Consider the following 19,968-nt stretch of genomic DNA (forward strand, 5'->3'; position numbering starts at 1 on the left):
ATGGGGCATGGGGCATTGGGCATGGGGCAAGGCTTCGCCAACCTAAAGGTATGGGCATTGGGCATTGGGCATGGGAAGAAGGCACGTTGCGCTAACGCCCTACTGCTGCAAAATTGGGATACTGCCTTGGAAACAGGAAATTAATTAGACAGATTTGTTTCTTTTTGCTTATTATATAAATTACTAAATTCCTCCAAAACTGAAGATTTAGGCGTTAAACCTAGTCGGCTCTGATAATAGTTGAAAAATTCCTCTGCCGGCTCAAAGTGATTCGGGTCAATATTAACCGCTCTTTTCTGGCGTTCTTGCGGCACTTCTGAATAGCGAGGTTCAACTAACAGCGCTTGTGGGCAAATTTGGCGCACGCGATCCGCCAGTCCCATACTAGGACTCTCCATCTGGACAATTACCTTTAAATATCCCGGATGATATTGATGCGCTTCTAACGTCTCATCTAGCGCATCAATATGACATTGAATCACTTTTAAAGGCTTGTGGGCTAATAACGGTTTAAACTCCACTTCTGGCTGCGATCCTGGCTCAAGCGAAATCAAACAAAATCCTTTTTGCTGCTCAGCTTCTCCAAAATCTAATTGAATCAGAGAACCGGAATAATAAGCCGGTGAATTTGCTGCAATGCGCTGATGAATGTGAATGTGACCAAGCGCCATGTATTGAGCGGCTGCCGGCAAGGCTTGTGATGAAAGAAGATATTTATCTCGCGTGTAATACGGAACTTCTGAATGGGCAATTCTGGCTCCATCAACGCTCATGTGTCCCATCAGAACGTTAACAGTATTATCTCTAAAATCCCTGGCTAAATCTTCGAGGAGATATGCCACAATTTCTCGATAACTTTGGCGTCGCTCCACATCATCAGCGTGCCATAAAGCATCTGCATCTAGCAGCCTTTGTTCTGAAGCAAACGGCATGGCTCCGACACAAAGTTTACCGCTCTTTGTGTTAAGCGTCATGCTGCCGCCATCCGCAGCCGTGCGAGGTTTGCCTAAAGCGCGAACACCGGCAAGCGAAAGCAGTTGAGCAATACTGTCAATCCGGGCGTGACTGTCATGATTGCCGGCAATCGCAATTGCAGGAATGCCGGCTTGTTGCAAATCACAAAAAAATCGATAAGCAATTCGTTCAGCATACGCCGGCGGGTTAGGGACATCAAAAATATCTCCCGCAATTAGCACAGCATCGACCTCTTCCGCAATTGCCTGTTTTAAAAGTTGTTGCAATGCGGCGGCAATTTCAGGAGTGCGATCAATGCCTCTAAGCCGGCGTCCAAGATGCCAGTCAGCGGTGTGAATTATTCGCATAATGTGAGGAGCTTTTTTTGGGGCTAAAGAAGGAAAGCGGACTGTTAATCCCGACCGATTTTTAAAGGCAAAGCCCGCTGCATTTCGGCAATTTCATCTCGATGCGCTTTGATTGCGATCGCGCTTTGCATCCCCGGTTCAACACCGGCAGCCGTTTCAACTTTCACAGACACTTTCTCTGTGCGCCCAGCTTTTTGCCAGTAAAAAAATCCAGATGCCGGTGCCAGAAGCAGCAATCCTAGAAAGACGCGCCCGATCTGGGGAAACACCACCGACAAAATCAGCGCTAGACAGAGAATGCCAACTGCCGCCAGCAGCGTTAAAAAGATGGCCAAAAACCAACTCGGACGGACATATCCTTCAAACGTGACTTGGTTCTGTGCCGCATCCACTGTCGCAACTCGGTAGGCGCGTTGGGAGAAATACTGCCGCAATTCGCTTAAAAGAGAGTCTTCTGCTTGCTCAGAAAAGAGTTTGACTTCCTCGGTTCTGTCTTTGACAGAGGCTCGAATAAAGAAAAACAAACCAACTGCCAACAGCAATGTCAGCAGGAATGTCGATGAAAGAATCGGAGGATTCATAAACTCAATTACACTGTCGTACTTTACATAAGTTTATAAGTTACGGAGATAAACTGCACGAGAAAAAAGGCCGGTGGGGGCATTTGGCAGCGTCCCTGCCGAAAGAAAAGGGGATAAACCCTACCCCTACAACACCGGCTGCGAATTTCTTAGGTTAAATTTCAGGGCGTTACATTTGCCCATCCGCGTATTTCTGCCAAAGATGGGCTAATTTCTTGGCCTCAGAGTGCCACTTCGCAGAAACTAAGTACATCCGCCTAGGGCGTCCGCGTCCTTCCACTTTTTTCCAATAACCTTCGATCGCCCCTTCGTCTTCAAGAAATTTGAGAGCGCTGTAAAGTACGGTGTCAGACAGCCGGTAATTTGGGTACTCCGCCTCTAGCTTTTGAATCAGTTCTGTCCCGTAAGAGTCGCCTCGCAGCAACATGGATAAGACATAACACACCGTGAGTTCCTTATTCAAATAGATGGGGCGAGGCTCTTGAAAAAATTTATAGACATCGTCAATTCTCATCGGCTTCTCCCCTTGAACCTGCCATCTGACAGTGACTCAAACACTTCACTGTTGCTGTGAACTTTGACATGACAACGACCCCAAAACCCCAATATCAAAACTTTGTCGTGAAGCACACGAAAGATACAGCAGGGAAATTTCAACCGCTGTCTTTTGTTACTCTCGTCAGAGCAAAATATCCAACCCTTTGTTTCCAAGGCTTTGGCGCTCTTGAGCCATGTTGGGGAACCCCCAAACCATTTGCTCTCACCCTCAATTCAGACATAATTTTGCTTTCAGCACAAAAAAATATTTTTCTTTTTCCAAAGTGATAAAAGCTGGAGAAACTCTGGTGCATTTGTTACGGCTATGAGTCTTGCATTGCCCTCTGCATAACGAATTGGGCCGCTCGGTGGCCTCAGATAATTGAGTTGGTGTAATTCCGTAAAAGTTGAAACTGCTGAACATTACGCTCTCATTCACCGTTGAATTTTACCGTCGTCAATCAAAATAGCATAGACAAAGAAAAAACCCGCTACGCTTAAATCTTCTAAGTTCAAAATTTTAAAAAAATTACTTCTTACATAGATTTCCCTTTAAAAATTACAGTCAATGAACAGAAGCAATGCACAACTCTCCTGCTCACCAAAAGCTAATAATTTTGGTGTCAGGACAGCACATAGGAATATGGGTAATGACTAAAGCTTAAGCCTCAAAGTAAACCAGCGGGTGCCAATGTGCAAAACGGCGTGCAGCTTAAAGATTAGGGTGGGCTTAAGTACATTTAGGAGCGTGAAGTTTGCAGCCGGCAAGAGGCTGTCTTCTTTCTATGGCTAACTCGTCAGATGCCTAAATCGCCTCAGTAAATTCACTAATTTCGTTATCTAGTGAATTTACTGAATAAATTTTTCTTACAATTAGAGGCTGCGGCAAATCTTGAAAAGTAATATTTTTAAACAGAAATGAAACCAATATTTTGATATAATTACTAGCTTTTATTTTAAATATTCGATGAACTGCGTACCTATAAGAACATTGGGTTGGCACTGCTTTCGCATCTCGCCGGCAGCTCTGAGACAAAATGCGATAATCCTAACAACAGCACATCTGACTCCTGACGGACTAACAGGAAATTTGTTCATCAACCTCTGATTAAAAATTTAGAAAGCTCGATGCCGGCAAGGTCAGGGAAAGAGGGAATCAGTATTGAGAGGGAGAGAAGGGGAGAGAAATTAATAACAGTTATTTTCGCGAACTTGATGTTAAAGAAATTTACACATTTGCACGTCACAGATTGCCGCCACAGAGGTTGGGCGGGAAAATCTATGTGCAGTAGATTGGCATAAAAATTATCTTCGCATCTCAACTGGATGCGAGCCGGTTGTAGCGAGATTAACGAGTCGGCTTACGTTTAAATAACCTGGACTTTCTTTGCAGAATTACCTTTTCAATATTTGTGATTCCTTCTTCCTTTCCTCCCGCTTGACTGCCAAAGCGAATTGGGATGGACATCGTCCACCCCATAATTCGACGCGCGAGTAATAGAATTTAAAACTCGATGCTTAAGGGTGCTCTGGGGAAGGGAATTACATCGCGGATATTGCCCATGCCGGTCATAAATTGCACCAAGCGTTCAAACCCCAAACCAAAGCCGGCGTGAGGCACTGTCCCATACCGGCGCAGATCGAGATACCACCATAATTCTTCTGGATTCATGCCTTGAGCTTGAATGCGTCGTTCTAAAATGTCTAGGCGTTCTTCCCGCTGCGATCCGCCAATGATTTCTCCTATTTTGGGAGCGAGGACATCCATTGCCCGAACGGTTTTCTCATCATCGTTCAAACGCATATAAAACGCTTTGATGCCTACTGGATAGTCTGTAACAATTGTCGGTTTTTTGAATAATTCTTCAGCGAGATAGCGCTCGTGTTCTGACTGCAAATCTACACCCCAGGTGGCGGGATACTCAAATTGCCGGTCTGCTTTTTCCAGTAAGGCGATCGCGTCTGTATAGGTGATGCGCTCAAACTGATTATTGATAATATTGTCAGCAGTGGCAAGAACTGAATTATCAATTCGCTGGTTGAAAAACTCCATATCTTCAGGGCAATTTTCCAACACGGATTTGAAGATGTGCTTCAGGAACGCCTCGGCTAAATCCATATTTCCTTCGAGATCGCAGAAGGCCATTTCTGGCTCAACCATCCAAAATTCTGCGAGGTGCCGCGAGGTGTTGGAGTTTTCCGCTCGGAAAGTTGGGCCAAAGGTGTAGACATCGCTAAACGCCATTGCCATCACTTCGGCTTCTAGCTGTCCACTGACGGTTAAATAAGCCGGCTTGCCAAAAAAGTCTTGGGTATAGTCTACTTCTTGTTGATCGGTGTGGGGGATCTGCTTGAGGTTTAAGCCGGTGACGCTAAACATTTCACCGGCACCTTCGCAGTCGCTGGCGGTGATAATGGGCGTGTGCACCCACAGGAAACCCCGTTCTTGAAAAAACTGGTGAATGGCGGTGGCACAGGCATTGCGGACTCGGAAAACTGCACCGAGGGTGTTGGTGCGTGCGCGTAAATGGCCAATTGTCCGCAGAAATTCAAAGGAGTGGCGTTTTTTCTGGAGGGGATAGGTTTCGGGATCGGCTTCGCCATAAACCTTGAGCTCTGAGGCTTTTAACTCAATTCGCTGTCCTTTGGCGGGGGAGGCGACTAAGCTGCCGGTGACTTCTACGGATGCGCCGGTGTTGAGCTTTTTGAGGCTTTCTTCATAAGCCGGCAAATCTGGATTGAGTACGACTTGCAGGTTGGCCATTGACGAGCCATCATTGACCTCGACAAAGGTGAATTCTTTCAATTCTCGTTTGGTGCGTACCCAACCTTGAATGGTTGCCGGCTCATCAGGTTGGCCATTCCGCAATATTTCTGCAATGCGTCGAGTTACCATAAAAAATTTTAAATTTTGAGTGATGGCTGATTTGCCTGCCCGCATAGGGCAGACAAGGGATAATTTTTTAGCGTCTATCCCGTACAAGATTTTAATATCCAGCCTACAACAATGCCGAGTCCTCCGAAGCGCACGGCTTGCCAAAAGGGTTCTTTGAGGCTACCCCAAGTGAACAGGCTGCTTTCTAAATTAAGTTCTATGGTTTCTAATTCTTCTTGAATTCGCCGCAATTCGTCTTGCAGTTGCCGGCTGCGAGTTTGCCGCAGTTCTTTCTTCACTTGCTTTTGGCGTTCCTGAAGTTCTGCCTGCCGGCTACGATCTTGCTGAATTTGCTGATAACGTTCTTTGAGCGCTTGAAGATAGCTCTCAGTTTCTAACAGCGCTTGCTCAAAGTCTTGCTCCTCTGGGTTGCTTGAGGCGGGATGAGCGGGATCACTGGAGGAGGGTTCAGGAGTGGAGTTCATGCCGGCATTGTAGAGTATAGGTAAATGTCAACCCTGGATGCTGCTTTTAGTATGCCTGACTCTACGCCCACTCGCGCCATCGTTTCTGCCGGTTTAGAGAGTCCTCGTACCGGCAACCTGCAAGAATTTAGCACTTTGGAATTAGCCCAAGCACTAGCAGAGCGATTGGCCATCACTGAAAAAGATTGGCACCGATTAAAGTCTAACCGCCCCGCGCGGGCACGTGAGCAAGTCGCCGCCGCTCTGGTATTTCTGCTTAAAGACAACCCGGAGGAAGCGATCGGGAGGCTCCAACAAGCGGTTGGCTGGTTAGATCGCTCGGTATCCGCACCGCCTTGCCCGACTCATGGCCACAAGCGGGAACAATAAGGTTTGTGTTTGGTCGGTTGTTAAGCGCCGGCAATTTTAAGAAACAAGGGGTAGCCGGGAACGACTACCCACTTTTTTGCAAAGTCTGAGTTCTGTCCCTTCGGAGTTCCAGTGGACTTGATCAAAAATTTGATATAAGATAAACAATCCGCGCCCACACTCTCCCTCATCGCAGGGTAGCTGATCGTTGTACTCTGTTGGGCAATTGCACGGCGGAGGCGTAAAGCCATCACCTTGATCGGTGATTGTCCACCAGTATTGATCGGCGATTGCGGAGAAACGGACGGCAACCGTTTTACTGGGATCGAGCTGATTCCCATGCTTCGCGGCGTTTACTAATGCTTCTTGAAGACCTAAGCGGAGTTCCGCTCGCCATTGTTCGGGAATCTCTGCAAGCAGTAAATCTAGAATTGGGCAAAGATAGAGTGTGGAGGCAAAGCTAATAGTTCCCAAGGTACGTTCCTGGGGACGAATTGAGATAGCAATCACAAGTAAAACCCCGCAGCTTAGACGTGGATAGACTTAATTTGGCTGTGCAATGCCCCTGAAATCATTGAACGGTCATGTTGCACTCCTGCCTTGAGTCAGTCAACAACTCATTGCGCTCACCAGAGTTCACAAGCTGGGTTCCAATATTTACAATTCACAGTTAGAAAATGCTATGCTGCCGGTGAAGCAGAGTGTTTAGTTCATAAAGCGGGCAGTTACCAGAAGGATTCAGCCTTCAGGCCGGCTCTGCCTAGCTGAGTCGTTAGCTGGATTCAACGCTTGGTTGTTGGTGATTCTCATCAGCAGGCTTGGTTCGCTTCAAGGTATTTTTAATCTCCAGATAAACCACACCATGCTTGTGACCTGAATCACTAACTGCCTTCCTCTTTTATTGTACAGAAATGCTCTGAAAAAACTAGAGGGTTTGGCCTAGAAGCTGATAAAAATAGGCTTCCCTCTTCCTTTATAACGCTTGGAACCTTGATAAATCAAGAGGTTCAAGCGATCATAAATTTATAGACGAGCGGACTCAGCGAAGCGGGGCATTCGGATTGCGGGCGCGTTGCAACTGCTCCTCAGCGCTGGCAGCCCACTGAGCGTTACCTTGAGCAGCATAGAGACTTTTGGCGTATTGCAGAACTTGTTGCGCCTCGCTATAGCGACCCTGGCGCAGAAACACCAGCCCAGCACCATAATAGGCATTGGCATAGTTAGGATTGGCTTCAGAGGCGCGGCGGAAGGACTTGATGGCTTCTTCTAGCTCACCTTGGTTGAATTGGATGGAGCCGAGATTGTAGTGGGCTTCTGGGTAATTGGGGGTGATTTTAATCGCTCTGCGGAAAGCGTCTTTGGCTTTATCGAGGTTGCCTTGTTGCAGGTAAGCTAAGCCCAAATGGTAAGCCGGCTCTGGTGCTTTGGGGCTGTACTGGATCGCCTGTGTATGGGAGGTAATGGCTTCTTCTACTAAGCCTTGCTGCGCTAGCACCAAACCGAGGTTATAGCGGGCTAATCCGAGTTGGGGATCAAGTTCGACTGCGCGTTGCAAGTATTCTCGCGCTTGGGTGAGGTTGTTGCCTTCTAAAAGCGCTGCCCCTAAATTTGCGTAGGCAAGGGCAAAACGGGGATCGGCTTGCGTTGCTCTGTGAAAGGCATCGGCGGCGGCTTGTAGCTGTCCCTGCTGCCGCAAAGCGAGTCCTAAGTTGTAATGTGCCGGTGCCAAGTTTGGCTCTAATTCGGTTGCTTGCCGGAAAGCGGCTGTTGCTTGGGGAACATGGCCACGTTGAATTAACTGCAGCCCTTGGTTGACCAATTCACCGGCTGTCCTGCCATTTTGCTGAGCTTGAGCGATTGGCTCAGCAAACACCGGCATTAAGGCTGCCGGTGTGCCAAACCCGACGCACAGCATTACAGCCAGCCACCCTCTGCGCTTGGGTTTAAATGATAATTGCATCCAGTTTTCTGCCTCCAACTTTCGGTTTCACACAGTTCTATTAATTTTTTTAACTGTTATTTGCCTAAATGTTAAGGCTTCCTAGAGTGCTCAGTCCTGAGTCCTGAGTCCTGAGTCCTGAGTCCTGAGTGGGAAAGAGTAAGAGAGTAGAAGAGTAGGAGAGAGTCAGAGAGTGGTAATGTGATCCGGGGAATGGAAAAAAAACTTGTCAGTACAAACTTGTTCTAACTTTTTGGATAGCATCTTGTTGATAGTTTTTGTGATTGCATTGGGTTTGAATTACAAAAGTTAGCAATAATTTGCAATAATTTATATATTTTAACTTGTATGAAAAATAAGTTTAAGAGAAACTACAGTTTTTATTTCAAAGGCGTAAGAATAAGGTAATCTCAAAAACATAAAGGAGACGTTAAAGAACTCATCAGGAACTGCTGGGATCGCTAAGCGCAGGGGCGGCAGCGATCAGATTGGCAAACTAACCTACACCGGCTTCCTGATATCTAACGCCAACAGCAAACTCATCTGTTGCGAGGAAACCTAGCGGATTGAGAAAATTAGGGATCAAATTTTTCGACTGATTGTTATCAGAAAATTCTTGGAGAACATTCAGCCAGTTGCTTAATTTATTAAACACTTGCATCGTATGGATTTTCGGGAGGAAGTATGAACCAAAAAGTTGTTTCGGGCTTGCGTAACGTCGCAATTGTTGGCCCATATTTAAGTGGAAAAACGACATTACTCGAAAGTTTATTGTTCGTCACCGGCACGATTTCTCGTAAAGGTAGTGTCAAAGAAGGAAACACAGTTGGCGACAGTTCAACTGAAGCGCGTGACCGGCAGATGAGTGTAGAGGTTTCTGCCGCGAGTACAGAATACGGTGATATTCGCTTCACGTTTCTCGACTGTCCGGGATCAGTAGAATTTGCTCAAGAAACTTATAATGCTTTAATCGGTGCCGGCGCGGCGGTTGTTGTCTGTGAACCCGATCCGGCACGGGTTCTAACTTTAGCGCCTTTGTTTAAATTCCTTGATGATTGGCAGATCCCGCACTTAGTCTTCATTAATAAAATGGATCGGGTCTGTACAGACGAGGTTCGCTGCACGACCAACTTTATAGAAGTGCTAAATGCGCTTAAGTCGGTTTCTTCTCGTCCCATCGTGCCGCATCAATACCCCATTGGCCAAGGGGATCAGGTGGTCGGCTTTATCGATTTGGTGAGTGAACAGGCTTACCACTACCACCCTGGTGCGCCGGCAGATCCGGTACCGATGCCAGAGTCTTTAAAAGAGCAGGAACAAGCGGCGCGAACTCAAATGTTAGAAGAGTTGGCCAATTTTGACGATCACCTGCTAGAAGAATTGCTAGAGGAAATTAATCCGTCCCAAGAAGAAATTATCCAAGATTTGAAGATGGAATTGGGGGCGGATTTAATTGTGCCGGTGTTTATTGGCGTAGCTGAGCAAGATTATGGAGTGCGCCCGCTTTTAGAGGCGCTGTTGCGGGAAGCACCGGCACCGGAAACAACGGCAGAACGCCGAGGTATTATCCTCCATGCCACGGAACCCTTGGCCCAAGTGCTGAAAACGTATTACACACCTCAAGGCGGTAAGATGTCGCTGGTGCGGGTTTGGCAGGGTCAGCTTACGGATGGAATGGTACTCAATGGCGTGCGTGCCGGCGGCCTTTACCGGATGATGGGCCAGCAAACGCAAGGTTTGCAGACAGCTGGTGCCGGCGAGGTTGTGGCGCTGGCGCGGATGGAGGGGATCAAAACCGGCGATACGTTAACCACCAGTGGGCAGGCATCGAGTGAATTGCCCAAAGCGGAACAGTTGAAGCCGGTGTTCGCGTTGGCCATTGCCCCCGAAAAGCGCAACGATGAAGTGAAACTGACCGGCGCACTGTCCAAGTTGTTGGAAGAAGATCCCGCCCTGGCTTGGGAGCAACATGGAGACACCCACGAAATTATTCTTTGGGGACAAGGTGAGATTCACCTGAAGGTTGCCCTGGATCGGCTACGGCGCAAATATAATCTGCCGATGGTGACGCATCTGCCGCACGTTCCGTATAAGGAAACGATTCGCAAGCCAGTTTCCTCGGTACATGGGCGCTACAAGCATCAAAGCGGCGGACATGGCCAGTTTGGGGATGTTTATCTAGATATTAAGCCGGTGTCTCGTGGAGAAGGCTTTAATTTCAGTGAGACAATTGTGGGCGGTGCAGTGCCGAGGCAGTATATCCCTGGCGTAGAAACCGGCGTGCGGGAATTTCTGGAACATGGCCCGCTAGGATTCCCCGTGGTGGATATTGCGGTGACGCTCACGAATGGGTCTTACCACACGGTGGACAGTTCGGAACAGGCGTTTAAGCAAGCGGCGCGTCTGGCGATGCAAGAGGGGATGGCCAAGTGTGAGCCAACACTGCTGGAACCAATCTCCTCGGTTGAGATTTGTGCGCCAAATGAGTTTACTTCTAAAATGATGCAGCTAATTAGCGGGCGTCGTGGCCAAATTTTGGGCTATGAACCGATCTCTGATTGGAAGGGATGGGATAAGGTTTCGGCTTATTTGCCGCAAGCAGAAATGCAGGATTTAATTGTGGAGTTGCGTTCCCTGACGATGGGGGTTGGTTTCTTCCACTGGCAGTTTGATCACTTGCAAGAGGTGCCAGAACCTTTGGCGAAGCGGGTGCTAGGGAATGGCAATGGTAATGGTAAGAATAATCACTAATTTGCCTGCCGATTAATTTAGCAATGACAAATGAAGCCCGTGCCGGCACACGGGCTTTTTTTTGCCGGCTTACAATTGGTTGGGATCAACGCCCATTTCCCGCAGTCGTGCTTCTAAGGCTTGTGCTCGCCGGCGTTCTTCTTCTAGCTGAGTTTCTGCCTGTTGAGCGCGATCTTCTGCTTGGTGTGCGCGGTTTTCTGCCTCTTGTCGCTGCCGGTCAAGTTCTATAAAGTTGAGAAATGGCTGGTTATCTGGGCGATAAATAATCAGAATATCTTGCGATAGCTCAAAGCGCACACCAAGTCTAGGACTGACCCAATCGGTCATGTCGTCAATTAATTCTAATTTATCGTTGTGACGCTGCCAGCCGGTTAAGTCTGCTGTATCCGGGTCATATATATAGTATTCTTCGACGCCGTAGCGTTCGTAAAAATCGAATTTTTTGGCCATTTGAGAAGGCCGGTTTCGCGGCGACCAAATTTCAAAGGCGACTTGCGGAGGAATATTGTTTTCTTCCCATTGTTTATAGGAACCCCGGTGTCCTTTTGGCCGGCCTAAAGCGACCATAACATCGGGTGCTTGACGGATTTTATTATCACCTTGGACGGGATACCATAAAAGATCGCCGGCGACGAATACATTGGGTTCATTGGCAAACAGTAACTCTAAGTTTTCTTTGATATATACAATTAATTCAAATTGTTTGGTATTGTCTGCCATCGGTTCGCCGTCGCTGTCGGGGTAGATGATGTCTTCTGAGATAGAAGATGGCTCTTGGATCAGCATAGGATTTTGGGCGATTCGGTTAATTTAAGTTTATCAGTTTCAACTTTTGCGAGTCTGGACTGAATTTTGATGCTGGGTGCACAAATAATAAGTCAACCAACCAGTAAACCCATCAAAAAGCAGGCCAAATATGAAAAATTCTAGCCAAATTAATCCAGTGGAAGTAGATGGAACTGTACTTAGTTATTCGGGAAAATTAAAGATATTATGGAAACAAATTTTGAGGCAATTATGGAAAATTCACAAACTTGGTATATCGTCAAACGTCCGCAGGGTAGCTGTGATATACTTCCTGCCGGACAGATTGAACAAAAAGAAGACCCCAACATTGTTGAAAGCTGGGGTCCCTATACATCACCCGACGAAGCAATTGCCCGTCGTGTAGGGTTAATTAGAACCGGCAAATGCAAGCCTCAGTAAAAGTCTTGAATTGAGGACTTTTTACTATTTAGCTTTAGCAGGTGTTTTAGCCGGCTTAACCGCTTTCGCCGGCACTGCTGTTTCTGCGCGGTTTCCTCCTTGTTTTTCCGCAATTTCTTGCTTTAACACTTCTAGCGCTTTCGCATATTGAGCATCTTCTAAAGAGCCGATTTTCGTGATATCTTTACGCAACACGAGCTTCTGCTCTTCCGACAGTTCCAGCACGACATCTGGATCGATTCCATGCTTATTAATATCTCTCCCACTGGGAGTGAGATACTTAGCAATCGTCACAGCTAACCCCGAACCATCGCCCAATCCGCGCACAGATTGCACCAAACCTTTGCCGAAGGTTTTAGTCCCGATTAAAACCGCCCGTTTGTTATCTTGCAATGCCCCAGAGAGAATCTCGCTAGCACTTGCAGAACCCCCATCCACCAGCACCACCAAAGGTTTATCCGTTAAAGCCCGCTGATTGGCACTTTGACGATCCATTTCGCCGCGTCGGTTGACGGTTGAAACAATGGTGCCCTCTTGCAGCCACATCCGGGCAATATCAATGCTACCGTTCAGCAATCCACCGGGGTTAGAACGCAGATCCAAAACATAGCCGGTCACATTTTGCTTTTCTAAATCTTGGATCGCATCGCGCATTTCCTTGGCAGCATTAGAACTAAATTGGTTCAGGCGAATATAGCCAATGTCTCCCGTCGGAGTTTTGCGTAAAGAGTGGCGGACTGGATGAATCTCAATTCGCTCACGTTTCAGCCGAAAATCTAACTGTTCCTTACCGCGTAAAACCGTTAGGGTTACTTCTGTGCCGGCCTGCCCCCGGATCAGGTTCACTGCCTGATTCACATCCATGCCTTCGGTACTTGCGCCATCAATTTTGACGATAAAATCTTTAGCCAAAATCCCTGCACGGAATGCCGGTGTTTCTTCTATCGGCGAAATCACGACCAGCTTTTTCGTTTCCTCATCTTGAGCTAACTGAAGCCCTACGCCGGTGAGTTCCCCTTGCGTATCAATCTGCATATTCCGGAACTCTTGGGGGTCCATGAACCGGGTGTAGGGATCGTTGAGCTTCTCCAGCATTTCTCGGACTGCTTTGTAAGCATCCTCTTTGCTGTTATAGGGCCGGCCCAGATACTCACTACGAATGGCCTGCCAATCTACTTGGTTGAAGGTCGCATCCACATAGTTGCGATCAATTATCTGCCAAACTTCATCAACCAGTTCTTTGGGGCTATCCTGAAAGAAAGCCTGACCTTTGAGGTGAATACTAGCTCCTGTAATTGCGACCGCGCTAACCATAACGACAGTCGCGCCTACAACGAGTCCACGTCTTGTTAGTTCCATAGGATTGCTGAGCCGGAAAGGAAACATTGCAATGGCATTTCGCTCACTCTAACACAGGCGATGGGACGACGTGTTCAACACTTCTGTCAACCCTCGCCAGTTAAGTCATTTTGGATAAATTTTTAGGGATCAACCCACCGATCATCTGCTTTGATTAAATTAATTAACTCCTCAACTCCCTGATCTTCTGGGACTTTTTTGATTTCTTCCCGCCCGCGATATAAAGAAATGTAGCCGGCTTGTTTTCCGACATAGCCATAGTCAGCGTCCGCCATTTCTCCAGGGCCATTGACAATACAGCCCATGACTGCGATATCTAGGCCGGTGAGGTGTTTGGTTGCTTCTCGCACTTTATGCAGCACTTCTTCTAAGTTAAACAAAGTGCGACCACAAGAAGGACAGGCAACATACTCCACCATTGTTTTCCGCAAACCCAGCGCTTGCAGAATGCTGTAGCAAACAGGAATTTCTTTTTCAGGGGCTTCCGTGAGGGAGACGCGAATCGTATCCCCAATGCCATCGGCTAACAGGGTAGCAATACCGGCAGTTGACTTAATCCGCCCGTATTCCCCATCCCCGGCTTCTGTAACGCCCAAATGCAGGGGGTAATCCATTCCCAATCCATCCATGCGCTGTGCCATTAGCCGGTAGGCAGCTAACATCACCGGCACCCGCGATGCTTTCATGGAAATCACGATATTGCGGAAATCTAACGACTCACAGATGCGGATGAATTCTAAAGCCGATTCCACCATGCCTTCTGGGGTGTCGCCGTAGGTAAACAGCATCCGTTCGGCTAAGGAACCATGATTCACGCCAATTCGCATTGCCTTGCCTTGATCGCGCAAGGAAACCACCAAAGGTTCTAAGGTTTCGCGTATTTTTTCCCCAATTTCCTCAAATTCGGCTTGAGTATATTCAGTTTTATCCGCTTTGGGCTTTTCAAACACATAGAGTCCCGGATTGATCCGCACCTTATCAACGTGCTTCGCCACTTCCAAGGCGATCTTCATGCCGTTGTGATGCACGTCGGCAACTAGGGGGACTTGCTGGTAAGTAGCAATCAGTTTTTGCTTAATTTCCGCCAAGGCTTTGGCGTGTGCCATACTGGGCACGGTAACACGGACGATCTCACAGCCAATTTCATGCAGGCGACGAATGCCGGCAACCGATCCGTCGATATCAAGGGTGTCTTCATTAATCATCGACTGCACCACCACGGGGTTGCTGCCGCCGATGGTAACATTGCCCACCTTAACAGGGCGTGTTTTGCGCCGGTGGATGGTGGTATCGGTAGAGAATTGACTGGTAGAGGCGTTAGAAGTTGTTAAAGTGGGCAGAGTTTGCATAAAGCTATCGTTAATTGCTGCGATCCTCTCTGTTTATCAGGTTGCCACAGAAGGTGCCGGTTTGGTTGACAAAGTTGGGTGAAGGCAGGAAGTAAGCAATTTTACTCTAGCTATTGTTGTTCTCAAGAGCCTAGCCGGCTGAGAATTTTGTGCCAAAATTGAGATCCACACGCGATTCGACAAGCGGAATCGACTACGCTGCGTGAATTTAATGCTAGGAAATACATTAGGCGGACGTTACGAAATTATTAATTACTTAGGAGGAGGAGGTTTCGGAACGACCTTCGTAGCTGAAGATAGACATCTACCAGGCAAGCCGTTGTGCGTCGTCAAGCACCTCAAACCGAAAGCTGTAGACGATCCATTGGCTTTGCAGGCGGCAAGGCGTCTGTTTAACCGGGAAGCCGAAGTTTTATATTTATTGGGAAGTCACAATCAAATTCCTCGCCTTTTTGCTCATTTTGAACAAGAGCAAGAATTTTATTTAGTTCAAGAATTCATAGAAGGGCATGAGCTGCGTCAAGAACTTCCAATTGGCCAGAAAATAAGCGAAGGCCAAGTTCTTGGGTTGCTGCGAGAAATTCTAGAAGTTTTAGTTTTTGTTCATCAGCAAGATGTCATCCATCGAGATATTAAGCCTTCTAATTTGATCCGCCGCAAGCAAGATGGAAAAATAGTTTTGATTGATTTTGGAGCAGTCAAACAAATTGGCAATCAATTGATTACGTCTCACAGCCAAACAAGCTTAACAATTGCCGTTGGTTCACTCGGCTATATGCCTAGCGAACAGATAGCAGGAAAACCACGCTTTAGTAGTGATATTTATGCGGTGGGAATGATGGGGCTATCTGCCCTGACTGGGTTAAGTCCTAGGGATTTACCAGAAGATTCCAGAACCAGTGAAATTATCTGGCGTGATCGAGTAGAAGTTCATCCAGAGTTTGCTAAGGTTTTAGATAGAATGGTGAGCTATGACTTTCGTGATCGCTATCAATCAGCGGCGGAGGTTCTTGAAAACCTTAATTCTATAAACTTACGAACTGCTGCTATAAATAGTGCTTTTTATATAAACTCCGAAAAGCTCAGCGATGACTTACCCAGCACTGAATTTTTTGTAAACGAAGAGTTGCGATCTGAGCGGGGAGTTAACTACACTCAATTGCAGTATTTACTAGCAACTAGAAATTGGAAAGAAGCTGATATTGAAACGAAGTCTGTGATGTTGAAGGTTGCAGATAGAGAGCAGGAAGGTTCACTAAGGTTTGAAGATATAGAAAAATTTCCTTGTGTTGACCTTCGCACGATTAACCAGCTTTGGGTGAAATATAGCCAAGGACGCTTTGGTTTTAGCGTACAACATAACATCTGGCATAGTGCTGGAGGAGAGGTTAATGCTGATGCTGCAACTTGCCGGCGTTTCGGTAATCAAGTTGGATGGTATGTTAATGAAAATTGGCTGGGTAACAATGACTTAAGTTTTACTCAAGATGCGCCGGTGGGACACTTGCCAGTGTGCGATCTTTGGGGAAATGAACGGATGGTTTGGGGTTGGGTTTTAGTGTGGGTATGTTTGTTCTTTCGCGTCGAAACTTGTAATATAAATTACTAGAATTTAATTTGACAACGCCCAACATCAAGGCTGATATTTCAACTGCTTCTAAAAACTTTTACTTGGGTGATGAATACCGGCAATCACTCTGTATTAATAGAAAATTAAAAGAATGAATACCACACTCAAAAGGCAAAGGTCAAACGATTTGTTTGCCTTTTGCCTTTGTGTGATTTTACAAGACTAATATGCAGTTTAATTGCATATTAACTTTCTTGGGCCTTGGCCACCGGCTTTGCCGGCTCAGTGTCTTTCTTGCCCACTTTCTTCGCCCGCTGCTCAGCATCTGCCATCACTTCGGACATCTTCTCCAGCATCTCTCCGGGGTAATTTTCCAAAACACGGGTAGAGAGGGAAATCCGGCCTTTCCATTCATCCAGCTCAATGATCACAGCTTTGATCGGCTGACCCAGCTTAAACACATCTGGAAGAGAGGAAATGTAGGTTTGGCTCACCTGCTTGATGTGCAGCAAGGCAGTGACGCCATCTAAACTAACAAACACTCCAAACGGTTTAATGCTGACAATTTCACCTTCAACCAGCTCACCAACTGACAACTGACTAACGCGATTTGCTTGAGCCACTAAGCGCTGAGAGAGCACCAATTTATTCGTGTCTTCATTGATTTCTAAAAAGTTGGCAGTCAGGCGTTGCCCAATCAATTCGTCTAAATTGTCTCGCGCCACTAAATGCGATCGCGGAATAAACCCCCGCAACCCTCGCACATCTACCGTGACGCCTCCCTTATTGGTGCCGGTGACACGCGCCTGGACGGATTGGCCACTTTCCTGCACCTGGAGAATCTCTTGCCAGACTTGTTTCAGTTCAAGCTGCCGCAGAGAAAGTGTTACTTGGCCATCAGAATTTTGCTCTCGGATGATCAGGAAGTCCCGTTCTTCCTGCAACGGCAGCACTTCAGACAAATTCGTAACCCGTCTCAAGGAAGCCTCTGTGATGGGGAGAAATGCCGGTGATTTGCCACCGATATCAACATACGCGCCCTCCGGATCGTATTCAAACGCCTTGCCGCGTACCACCTTTCCCTTTGGAAACTCGTAGTCGTGTTGTTCGAGGGCTTTGGCAAAATCGTCCATCGAGAAGGACGCGTTTGCCGCTTGAGAACGGAGCGATTCTGGATTCATGACAGTTCAAAGCAAGGAAACAGAGATTAAGTGAGGTTGCTTACCCCAACTGTGCCGGCTGTGTTGCCTTTGGGAAGGGAAAGTCGGCGGCTGACGTTAGGAGCAAACCTTGGCTTACTCACTATAGCCAATTCTCCACTGATTCAAAATAGGCAGCGATCTAGGTAAAACTCACGCCACAGGGAATGCTTGGGCTAACAGAGGCAACACCGGCACATAAATTAACAATTAAACGCCTGAATGTTTAATTATTAATTTTGGCCGGCTAAACCAATGTGAAATCAGCACTGGTTATTGTCTCAAACGAAATTCCTGTCAGCTTTGCCAAAAATTCGCCATCTTGAGCCACTCGGATAAATGTATCAGCACCGGCTCCTTCAATCAGAATGTTGTTAAAAGCCAGCCCCGAACTTAAACCCAATAAATCTTCCCCATCTTTGAAATCTGTGATCGTGTCAGCCGCACCGGCAGTCAAACCGCCGTCACCCCTAGCGAACACAAAAGTATCCGTGCCGGCACCCCCCGTCAGGATATCAGCCCCACTGGCACCTGTGAGCCGATCAGCGCCTTCATTTCCGGATATTGTGTTCCCCACCTCGTTGCCATAAATAAAGTCATTGCCTGGGGAACCCAACACATTTTCAATGATGGCGGCATAGGCAATCGTGGTGGCAAAAATATCAGTCGGGTAATTCGCCCTAGAAGGATCGCTAGAAGCAACATAAGTTGCGCCGTTTAAGGCACTGGTTGTCGTATTGTGCCCTCCCGGATTGATGTCAATGAAATAGCTTTCCGTTGTCGGCAGCGCAGAAAAATTAAACGTATCGTTGCCGCCGGCATCCCAAATACTTTGTTTAACCCCAAGAAATGTACTGCTATCAAACTGATACGTTGTATTATCAGAGTTGTAATCGCTCACCCCATAAATAAACTGCAAAGCACGGCTATCATAAGCCATCGGCGTACTCGCTCCAGCGCCGGCAAAGTTATAACTCATCACCGTGTTGGTGTTGTTATCTTTGGGAAAAGAAAGATAGGGACCCTCATCCTCCTCATCCTCCCCATCCTCTTCACCCTCTTCTGGAGCGTTAAGGGCAGACTCCTCGTAATTATTGGGATGTTTTAAGCCGAAAGCATGACCAAGTTCATGCACTAATGTTTCGTAACCAAATGATCCAGGGCCGGCAGAAAATGCCTCAGGTGTGCCTTCAAAATCACGGCTTAAATGCAAATCTCCTCCAATTCCTTCACCTGGGCCATAGCCATAGGCATAGAAGTTAGGTGTTCCATTCCCATCAGAAAACATGATCCGGATCTGACCCTCATTGGGTGGCCGGTCTGGCACCTCAACAAGATTGAAGGGAAGAACTTTATCATACTCTTGCATGATTTTGCGGACATTATTTTTAATGGCATCATTGACTTCTCCTACAGCCCCTTCTTCGCCTGGATATTGAAAAGCGCTCGAAGTTGTCACAAAACTGTAAGTGAGGGTGCCACCCTTTGGTACGTCCCAAATTTCATCCGGCAAAATTAATGCCCCGATTGCCTCGGCATCAAAAAAAATTGAGGGCTGCCGATTTTCATTTTGCCCGTATTCTACATAGTGTTCAAATGCCTGCCGGAAGTTAAAATTTTGGGTTGCCAGGTCTTGGTTTGTATTTAAATAATACTGAGGGTCAAATACCAGCGAGGCTCGGCGTCCCTCGTTTATCCCGTAGTTGGCATAGTGGAACAGCAGTTCCCGATTGTTTAAACCGGCTGCTACGAGATCCGAGTTATTCTGCCGGTAGGAATTCGGATCAAACAATGTTGAAGCGACGCGTCCTTCCCTAACCCCATTTTCTATATAATGTTCAAACAATGCTTGATCGTCTAGCTGTGCCTCAACAAGATCAGGGTTAGCAAACCGATAGTGTTCATAACTAAAAAATGGGGACGGATCGCGTCCTTCTGTAATTCCAATATCTTGAAAATGAACCACCAATGCCCGGTTGTTCAGACTTGCTAAATCTGGGTTGGTTCTGCGGTAGAATTCGACATCAAAGAACGGGGAAAACCTACGTCCTTCTTCCAAACCGTGCTGTTCAAAATGTTCTCTTGCTGCTTCATCGCTAAAGCCGGCGATGTCAGAATAGCTAGCACGGTAGAAGTCCGCATTAAAAATATTGATTGTGATCCGTGGTTCAACGGGTTGCAGAACAGCTGTGGGCATGAATTATCTCCTAGGGTGCACCCTCCCTTTTACTCAACAGTAGCGGGAGGCATCGTGTTAGAAATGAGCGATCTTTCGGAACAGAAAGCCTCCTGAGCTTAACCGGCTATGGGGAGGTACTGATACGGGTAGATTCTAGCAATTTGTATCATCAGTTACAGCAAATAGCGGAAACCGGGTGACATCAAATCCTAATGATTACCCGTCATTAACATTAAAGCCGGCAGGAGAAAGAAAGGGGAAAGGGCAA

General features: G+C 47.0%; 18 protein-coding genes. 5 read left to right on the forward strand and 13 right to left on the reverse strand.

From position 1 onward, the window contains the following. A complete protein-coding gene (locus tag H6F73_RS10665) occupies positions 1-144 on the forward strand; it encodes a hypothetical protein (protein ID WP_190758753.1) in 144 nt (47 codons plus the stop codon). Here H6F73_RS10665 and H6F73_RS10670 read toward each other — a convergent pair. From H6F73_RS10670 to H6F73_RS10690, 5 genes are all read right to left on the reverse strand, one after another. Next, positions 141-1,322 carry an exonuclease SbcCD subunit D gene (locus tag H6F73_RS10670; RefSeq protein WP_190758754.1) on the reverse strand — a complete coding sequence of 394 codons (1,182 nt, stop codon included), beginning with the start codon at positions 1,320-1,322 and terminating at the stop codon, positions 141-143. The two genes, H6F73_RS10665 and H6F73_RS10670, sit on opposite strands and share 4 nt — an antisense overlap. 44 nt (positions 1,323-1,366) lie before the next feature. Then, entirely contained in the window at positions 1,367-1,903 is a 537-nt protein-coding gene (locus H6F73_RS10675; RefSeq protein ID WP_190758755.1) for a cofactor assembly of complex C subunit B, read from the reverse strand. Between the two features lie 169 nt (positions 1,904-2,072). After that, on the reverse strand, positions 2,073-2,417 hold the full coding sequence (locus H6F73_RS10680) for a PadR family transcriptional regulator (RefSeq protein WP_190758756.1): 345 nt from the start codon (positions 2,415-2,417) through the stop codon (positions 2,073-2,075). 1,527 nt (positions 2,418-3,944) lie between these two features. Beyond that, on the reverse strand, positions 3,945-5,336 hold the full coding sequence (gene asnS, locus H6F73_RS10685; RefSeq protein ID WP_190758757.1) for an asparagine--tRNA ligase: 1,392 nt from the start codon (positions 5,334-5,336) through the stop codon (positions 3,945-3,947). 74 nt (positions 5,337-5,410) lie between these two features. Next, a complete protein-coding gene (locus H6F73_RS10690) occupies positions 5,411-5,800 on the reverse strand; it encodes a DUF2203 domain-containing protein (protein ID WP_190758758.1) in 390 nt (129 codons plus the stop codon). Between the two features lie 51 nt (positions 5,801-5,851). Here H6F73_RS10690 and H6F73_RS10695 point away from each other — a divergent pair, with 51 nt between their 5' ends. Next, on the forward strand, positions 5,852-6,169 hold the full coding sequence (locus H6F73_RS10695) for a DUF6439 family protein (protein WP_190759604.1): 318 nt from the start codon (positions 5,852-5,854) through the stop codon (positions 6,167-6,169). A gap of 36 nt (positions 6,170-6,205) precedes the next feature. On the opposite strand, the gene H6F73_RS10700 is transcribed toward H6F73_RS10695, so the two are convergent. The 3 genes from H6F73_RS10700 to H6F73_RS10710 form a co-directional block, all read right to left on the reverse strand. Then, complete coding sequence (locus tag H6F73_RS10700) at positions 6,206-6,658, reverse strand: ATP-binding protein (protein WP_190758759.1); 453 nt, start codon at positions 6,656-6,658, stop codon at positions 6,206-6,208. A 529-nt stretch (positions 6,659-7,187) separates the two neighbouring features. Continuing rightward, a complete protein-coding gene (locus H6F73_RS10705) occupies positions 7,188-8,108 on the reverse strand; it encodes a tetratricopeptide repeat protein (protein ID WP_190758760.1) in 921 nt (306 codons plus the stop codon). A 475-nt stretch (positions 8,109-8,583) separates the two neighbouring features. After that, positions 8,584-8,748 carry a hypothetical protein gene (locus tag H6F73_RS10710; RefSeq protein WP_190758761.1) on the reverse strand — a complete coding sequence of 55 codons (165 nt, stop codon included), beginning with the start codon at positions 8,746-8,748 and terminating at the stop codon, positions 8,584-8,586. Positions 8,749-8,771: 23 nt separating this feature from the next. Here H6F73_RS10710 and H6F73_RS10715 point away from each other — a divergent pair, with 23 nt between their 5' ends. Next, positions 8,772-10,838 (forward strand): elongation factor G, encoded by a 2,067-nt coding sequence (locus H6F73_RS10715; RefSeq protein WP_190758762.1) that lies wholly within the window; start codon positions 8,772-8,774, stop codon positions 10,836-10,838. 69 nt (positions 10,839-10,907) lie between these two features. Here the strand turns inward: H6F73_RS10715 and H6F73_RS10720 are convergent, their stop codons facing one another. Further along, positions 10,908-11,624, reverse strand: coding sequence for a Uma2 family endonuclease (locus H6F73_RS10720; RefSeq protein WP_190758763.1), 717 nt, complete (start codon positions 11,622-11,624; stop codon positions 10,908-10,910). Positions 11,625-11,831: 207 nt separating this feature from the next. Here H6F73_RS10720 and H6F73_RS10725 point away from each other — a divergent pair, with 207 nt between their 5' ends. Then, a complete protein-coding gene (locus H6F73_RS10725) occupies positions 11,832-12,044 on the forward strand; it encodes a DDE transposase family protein (protein ID WP_347239515.1) in 213 nt (70 codons plus the stop codon). A gap of 24 nt (positions 12,045-12,068) precedes the next feature. On the opposite strand, the gene ctpC is transcribed toward H6F73_RS10725, so the two are convergent. Then, on the reverse strand, positions 12,069-13,403 hold the full coding sequence (gene ctpC / locus H6F73_RS10730) for a carboxyl-terminal processing protease CtpC (protein ID WP_190758764.1): 1,335 nt from the start codon (positions 13,401-13,403) through the stop codon (positions 12,069-12,071). 122 nt (positions 13,404-13,525) lie between these two features. Next, positions 13,526-14,752: a (E)-4-hydroxy-3-methylbut-2-enyl-diphosphate synthase gene (gene ispG, locus H6F73_RS10735; RefSeq protein ID WP_190758765.1), complete on the reverse strand. Its 1,227-nt coding sequence runs from the start codon at positions 14,750-14,752 to the stop codon at positions 13,526-13,528. 211 nt (positions 14,753-14,963) lie between these two features. Between ispG and H6F73_RS27260 the strand changes: the two genes are divergently transcribed. Continuing rightward, positions 14,964-16,361: a serine/threonine-protein kinase gene (locus H6F73_RS27260; RefSeq protein WP_347239546.1), complete on the forward strand. Its 1,398-nt coding sequence runs from the start codon at positions 14,964-14,966 to the stop codon at positions 16,359-16,361. Between the two features lie 206 nt (positions 16,362-16,567). Here H6F73_RS27260 and H6F73_RS10745 read toward each other — a convergent pair whose 3' ends face one another. Beyond that, positions 16,568-17,503 carry a S1 RNA-binding domain-containing protein gene (locus tag H6F73_RS10745; protein WP_190758767.1) on the reverse strand — a complete coding sequence of 312 codons (936 nt, stop codon included), beginning with the start codon at positions 17,501-17,503 and terminating at the stop codon, positions 16,568-16,570. A 265-nt stretch (positions 17,504-17,768) separates the two neighbouring features. Beyond that, the gene (locus H6F73_RS26965) at positions 17,769-19,718 is read right to left on the reverse strand and encodes a M10 family metallopeptidase (RefSeq protein WP_190758768.1); all 1,950 of its coding nucleotides are present in this window, start codon (positions 19,716-19,718) and stop codon (positions 17,769-17,771) included. Positions 19,719-19,968 lie beyond the last annotated feature (250 nt).

It is taken from the genome of Microcoleus sp. FACHB-68 (assembly GCF_014695715.1).
Lineage (GTDB): Bacteria > Cyanobacteriota > Cyanobacteriia > Cyanobacteriales > Oscillatoriaceae > FACHB-68.

Bases quoted from the DNA above. Each gene is read 5' to 3' on its own strand.
- H6F73_RS10665 (WP_190758753.1), top strand. From the start codon at position 1: ATGGGGCATGGGGCATTGGGCATGGGGCAAGGCTTCGCCAACCTAAAG.
- H6F73_RS10670 (WP_190758754.1), bottom strand. From the start codon at position 1,322: ATGCGAATAATTCACACCGCTGACTGGCATCTTGGACGCCGGCTTAGA.
- H6F73_RS10675 (WP_190758755.1), bottom strand. From the start codon at position 1,903: ATGAATCCTCCGATTCTTTCATCGACATTCCTGCTGACATTGCTGTTG.
- H6F73_RS10680 (WP_190758756.1), bottom strand. From the start codon at position 2,417: ATGAGAATTGACGATGTCTATAAATTTTTTCAAGAGCCTCGCCCCATC.
- asnS (WP_190758757.1), bottom strand. From the start codon at position 5,336: ATGGTAACTCGACGCATTGCAGAAATATTGCGGAATGGCCAACCTGAT.
- H6F73_RS10690 (WP_190758758.1), bottom strand. From the start codon at position 5,800: ATGAACTCCACTCCTGAACCCTCCTCCAGTGATCCCGCTCATCCCGCC.
- H6F73_RS10695 (WP_190759604.1), top strand. From the start codon at position 5,852: ATGCCTGACTCTACGCCCACTCGCGCCATCGTTTCTGCCGGTTTAGAG.
- H6F73_RS10705 (WP_190758760.1), bottom strand. From the start codon at position 8,108: ATGCAATTATCATTTAAACCCAAGCGCAGAGGGTGGCTGGCTGTAATG.
- H6F73_RS10710 (WP_190758761.1), bottom strand. From the start codon at position 8,748: ATGCAAGTGTTTAATAAATTAAGCAACTGGCTGAATGTTCTCCAAGAA.
- H6F73_RS10715 (WP_190758762.1), top strand. From the start codon at position 8,772: ATGAACCAAAAAGTTGTTTCGGGCTTGCGTAACGTCGCAATTGTTGGC.
- H6F73_RS10720 (WP_190758763.1), bottom strand. From the start codon at position 11,624: ATGCTGATCCAAGAGCCATCTTCTATCTCAGAAGACATCATCTACCCC.
- H6F73_RS10725 (WP_347239515.1), top strand. From the start codon at position 11,832: ATGGAAACAAATTTTGAGGCAATTATGGAAAATTCACAAACTTGGTAT.
- ctpC (WP_190758764.1), bottom strand. From the start codon at position 13,403: ATGGAACTAACAAGACGTGGACTCGTTGTAGGCGCGACTGTCGTTATG.
- ispG (WP_190758765.1), bottom strand. From the start codon at position 14,752: ATGCAAACTCTGCCCACTTTAACAACTTCTAACGCCTCTACCAGTCAA.
- H6F73_RS27260 (WP_347239546.1), top strand. From the start codon at position 14,964: ATGCTAGGAAATACATTAGGCGGACGTTACGAAATTATTAATTACTTA.
- H6F73_RS10745 (WP_190758767.1), bottom strand. From the start codon at position 17,503: ATGAATCCAGAATCGCTCCGTTCTCAAGCGGCAAACGCGTCCTTCTCG.
- H6F73_RS26965 (WP_190758768.1), bottom strand. From the start codon at position 19,718: ATGCCCACAGCTGTTCTGCAACCCGTTGAACCACGGATCACAATCAAT.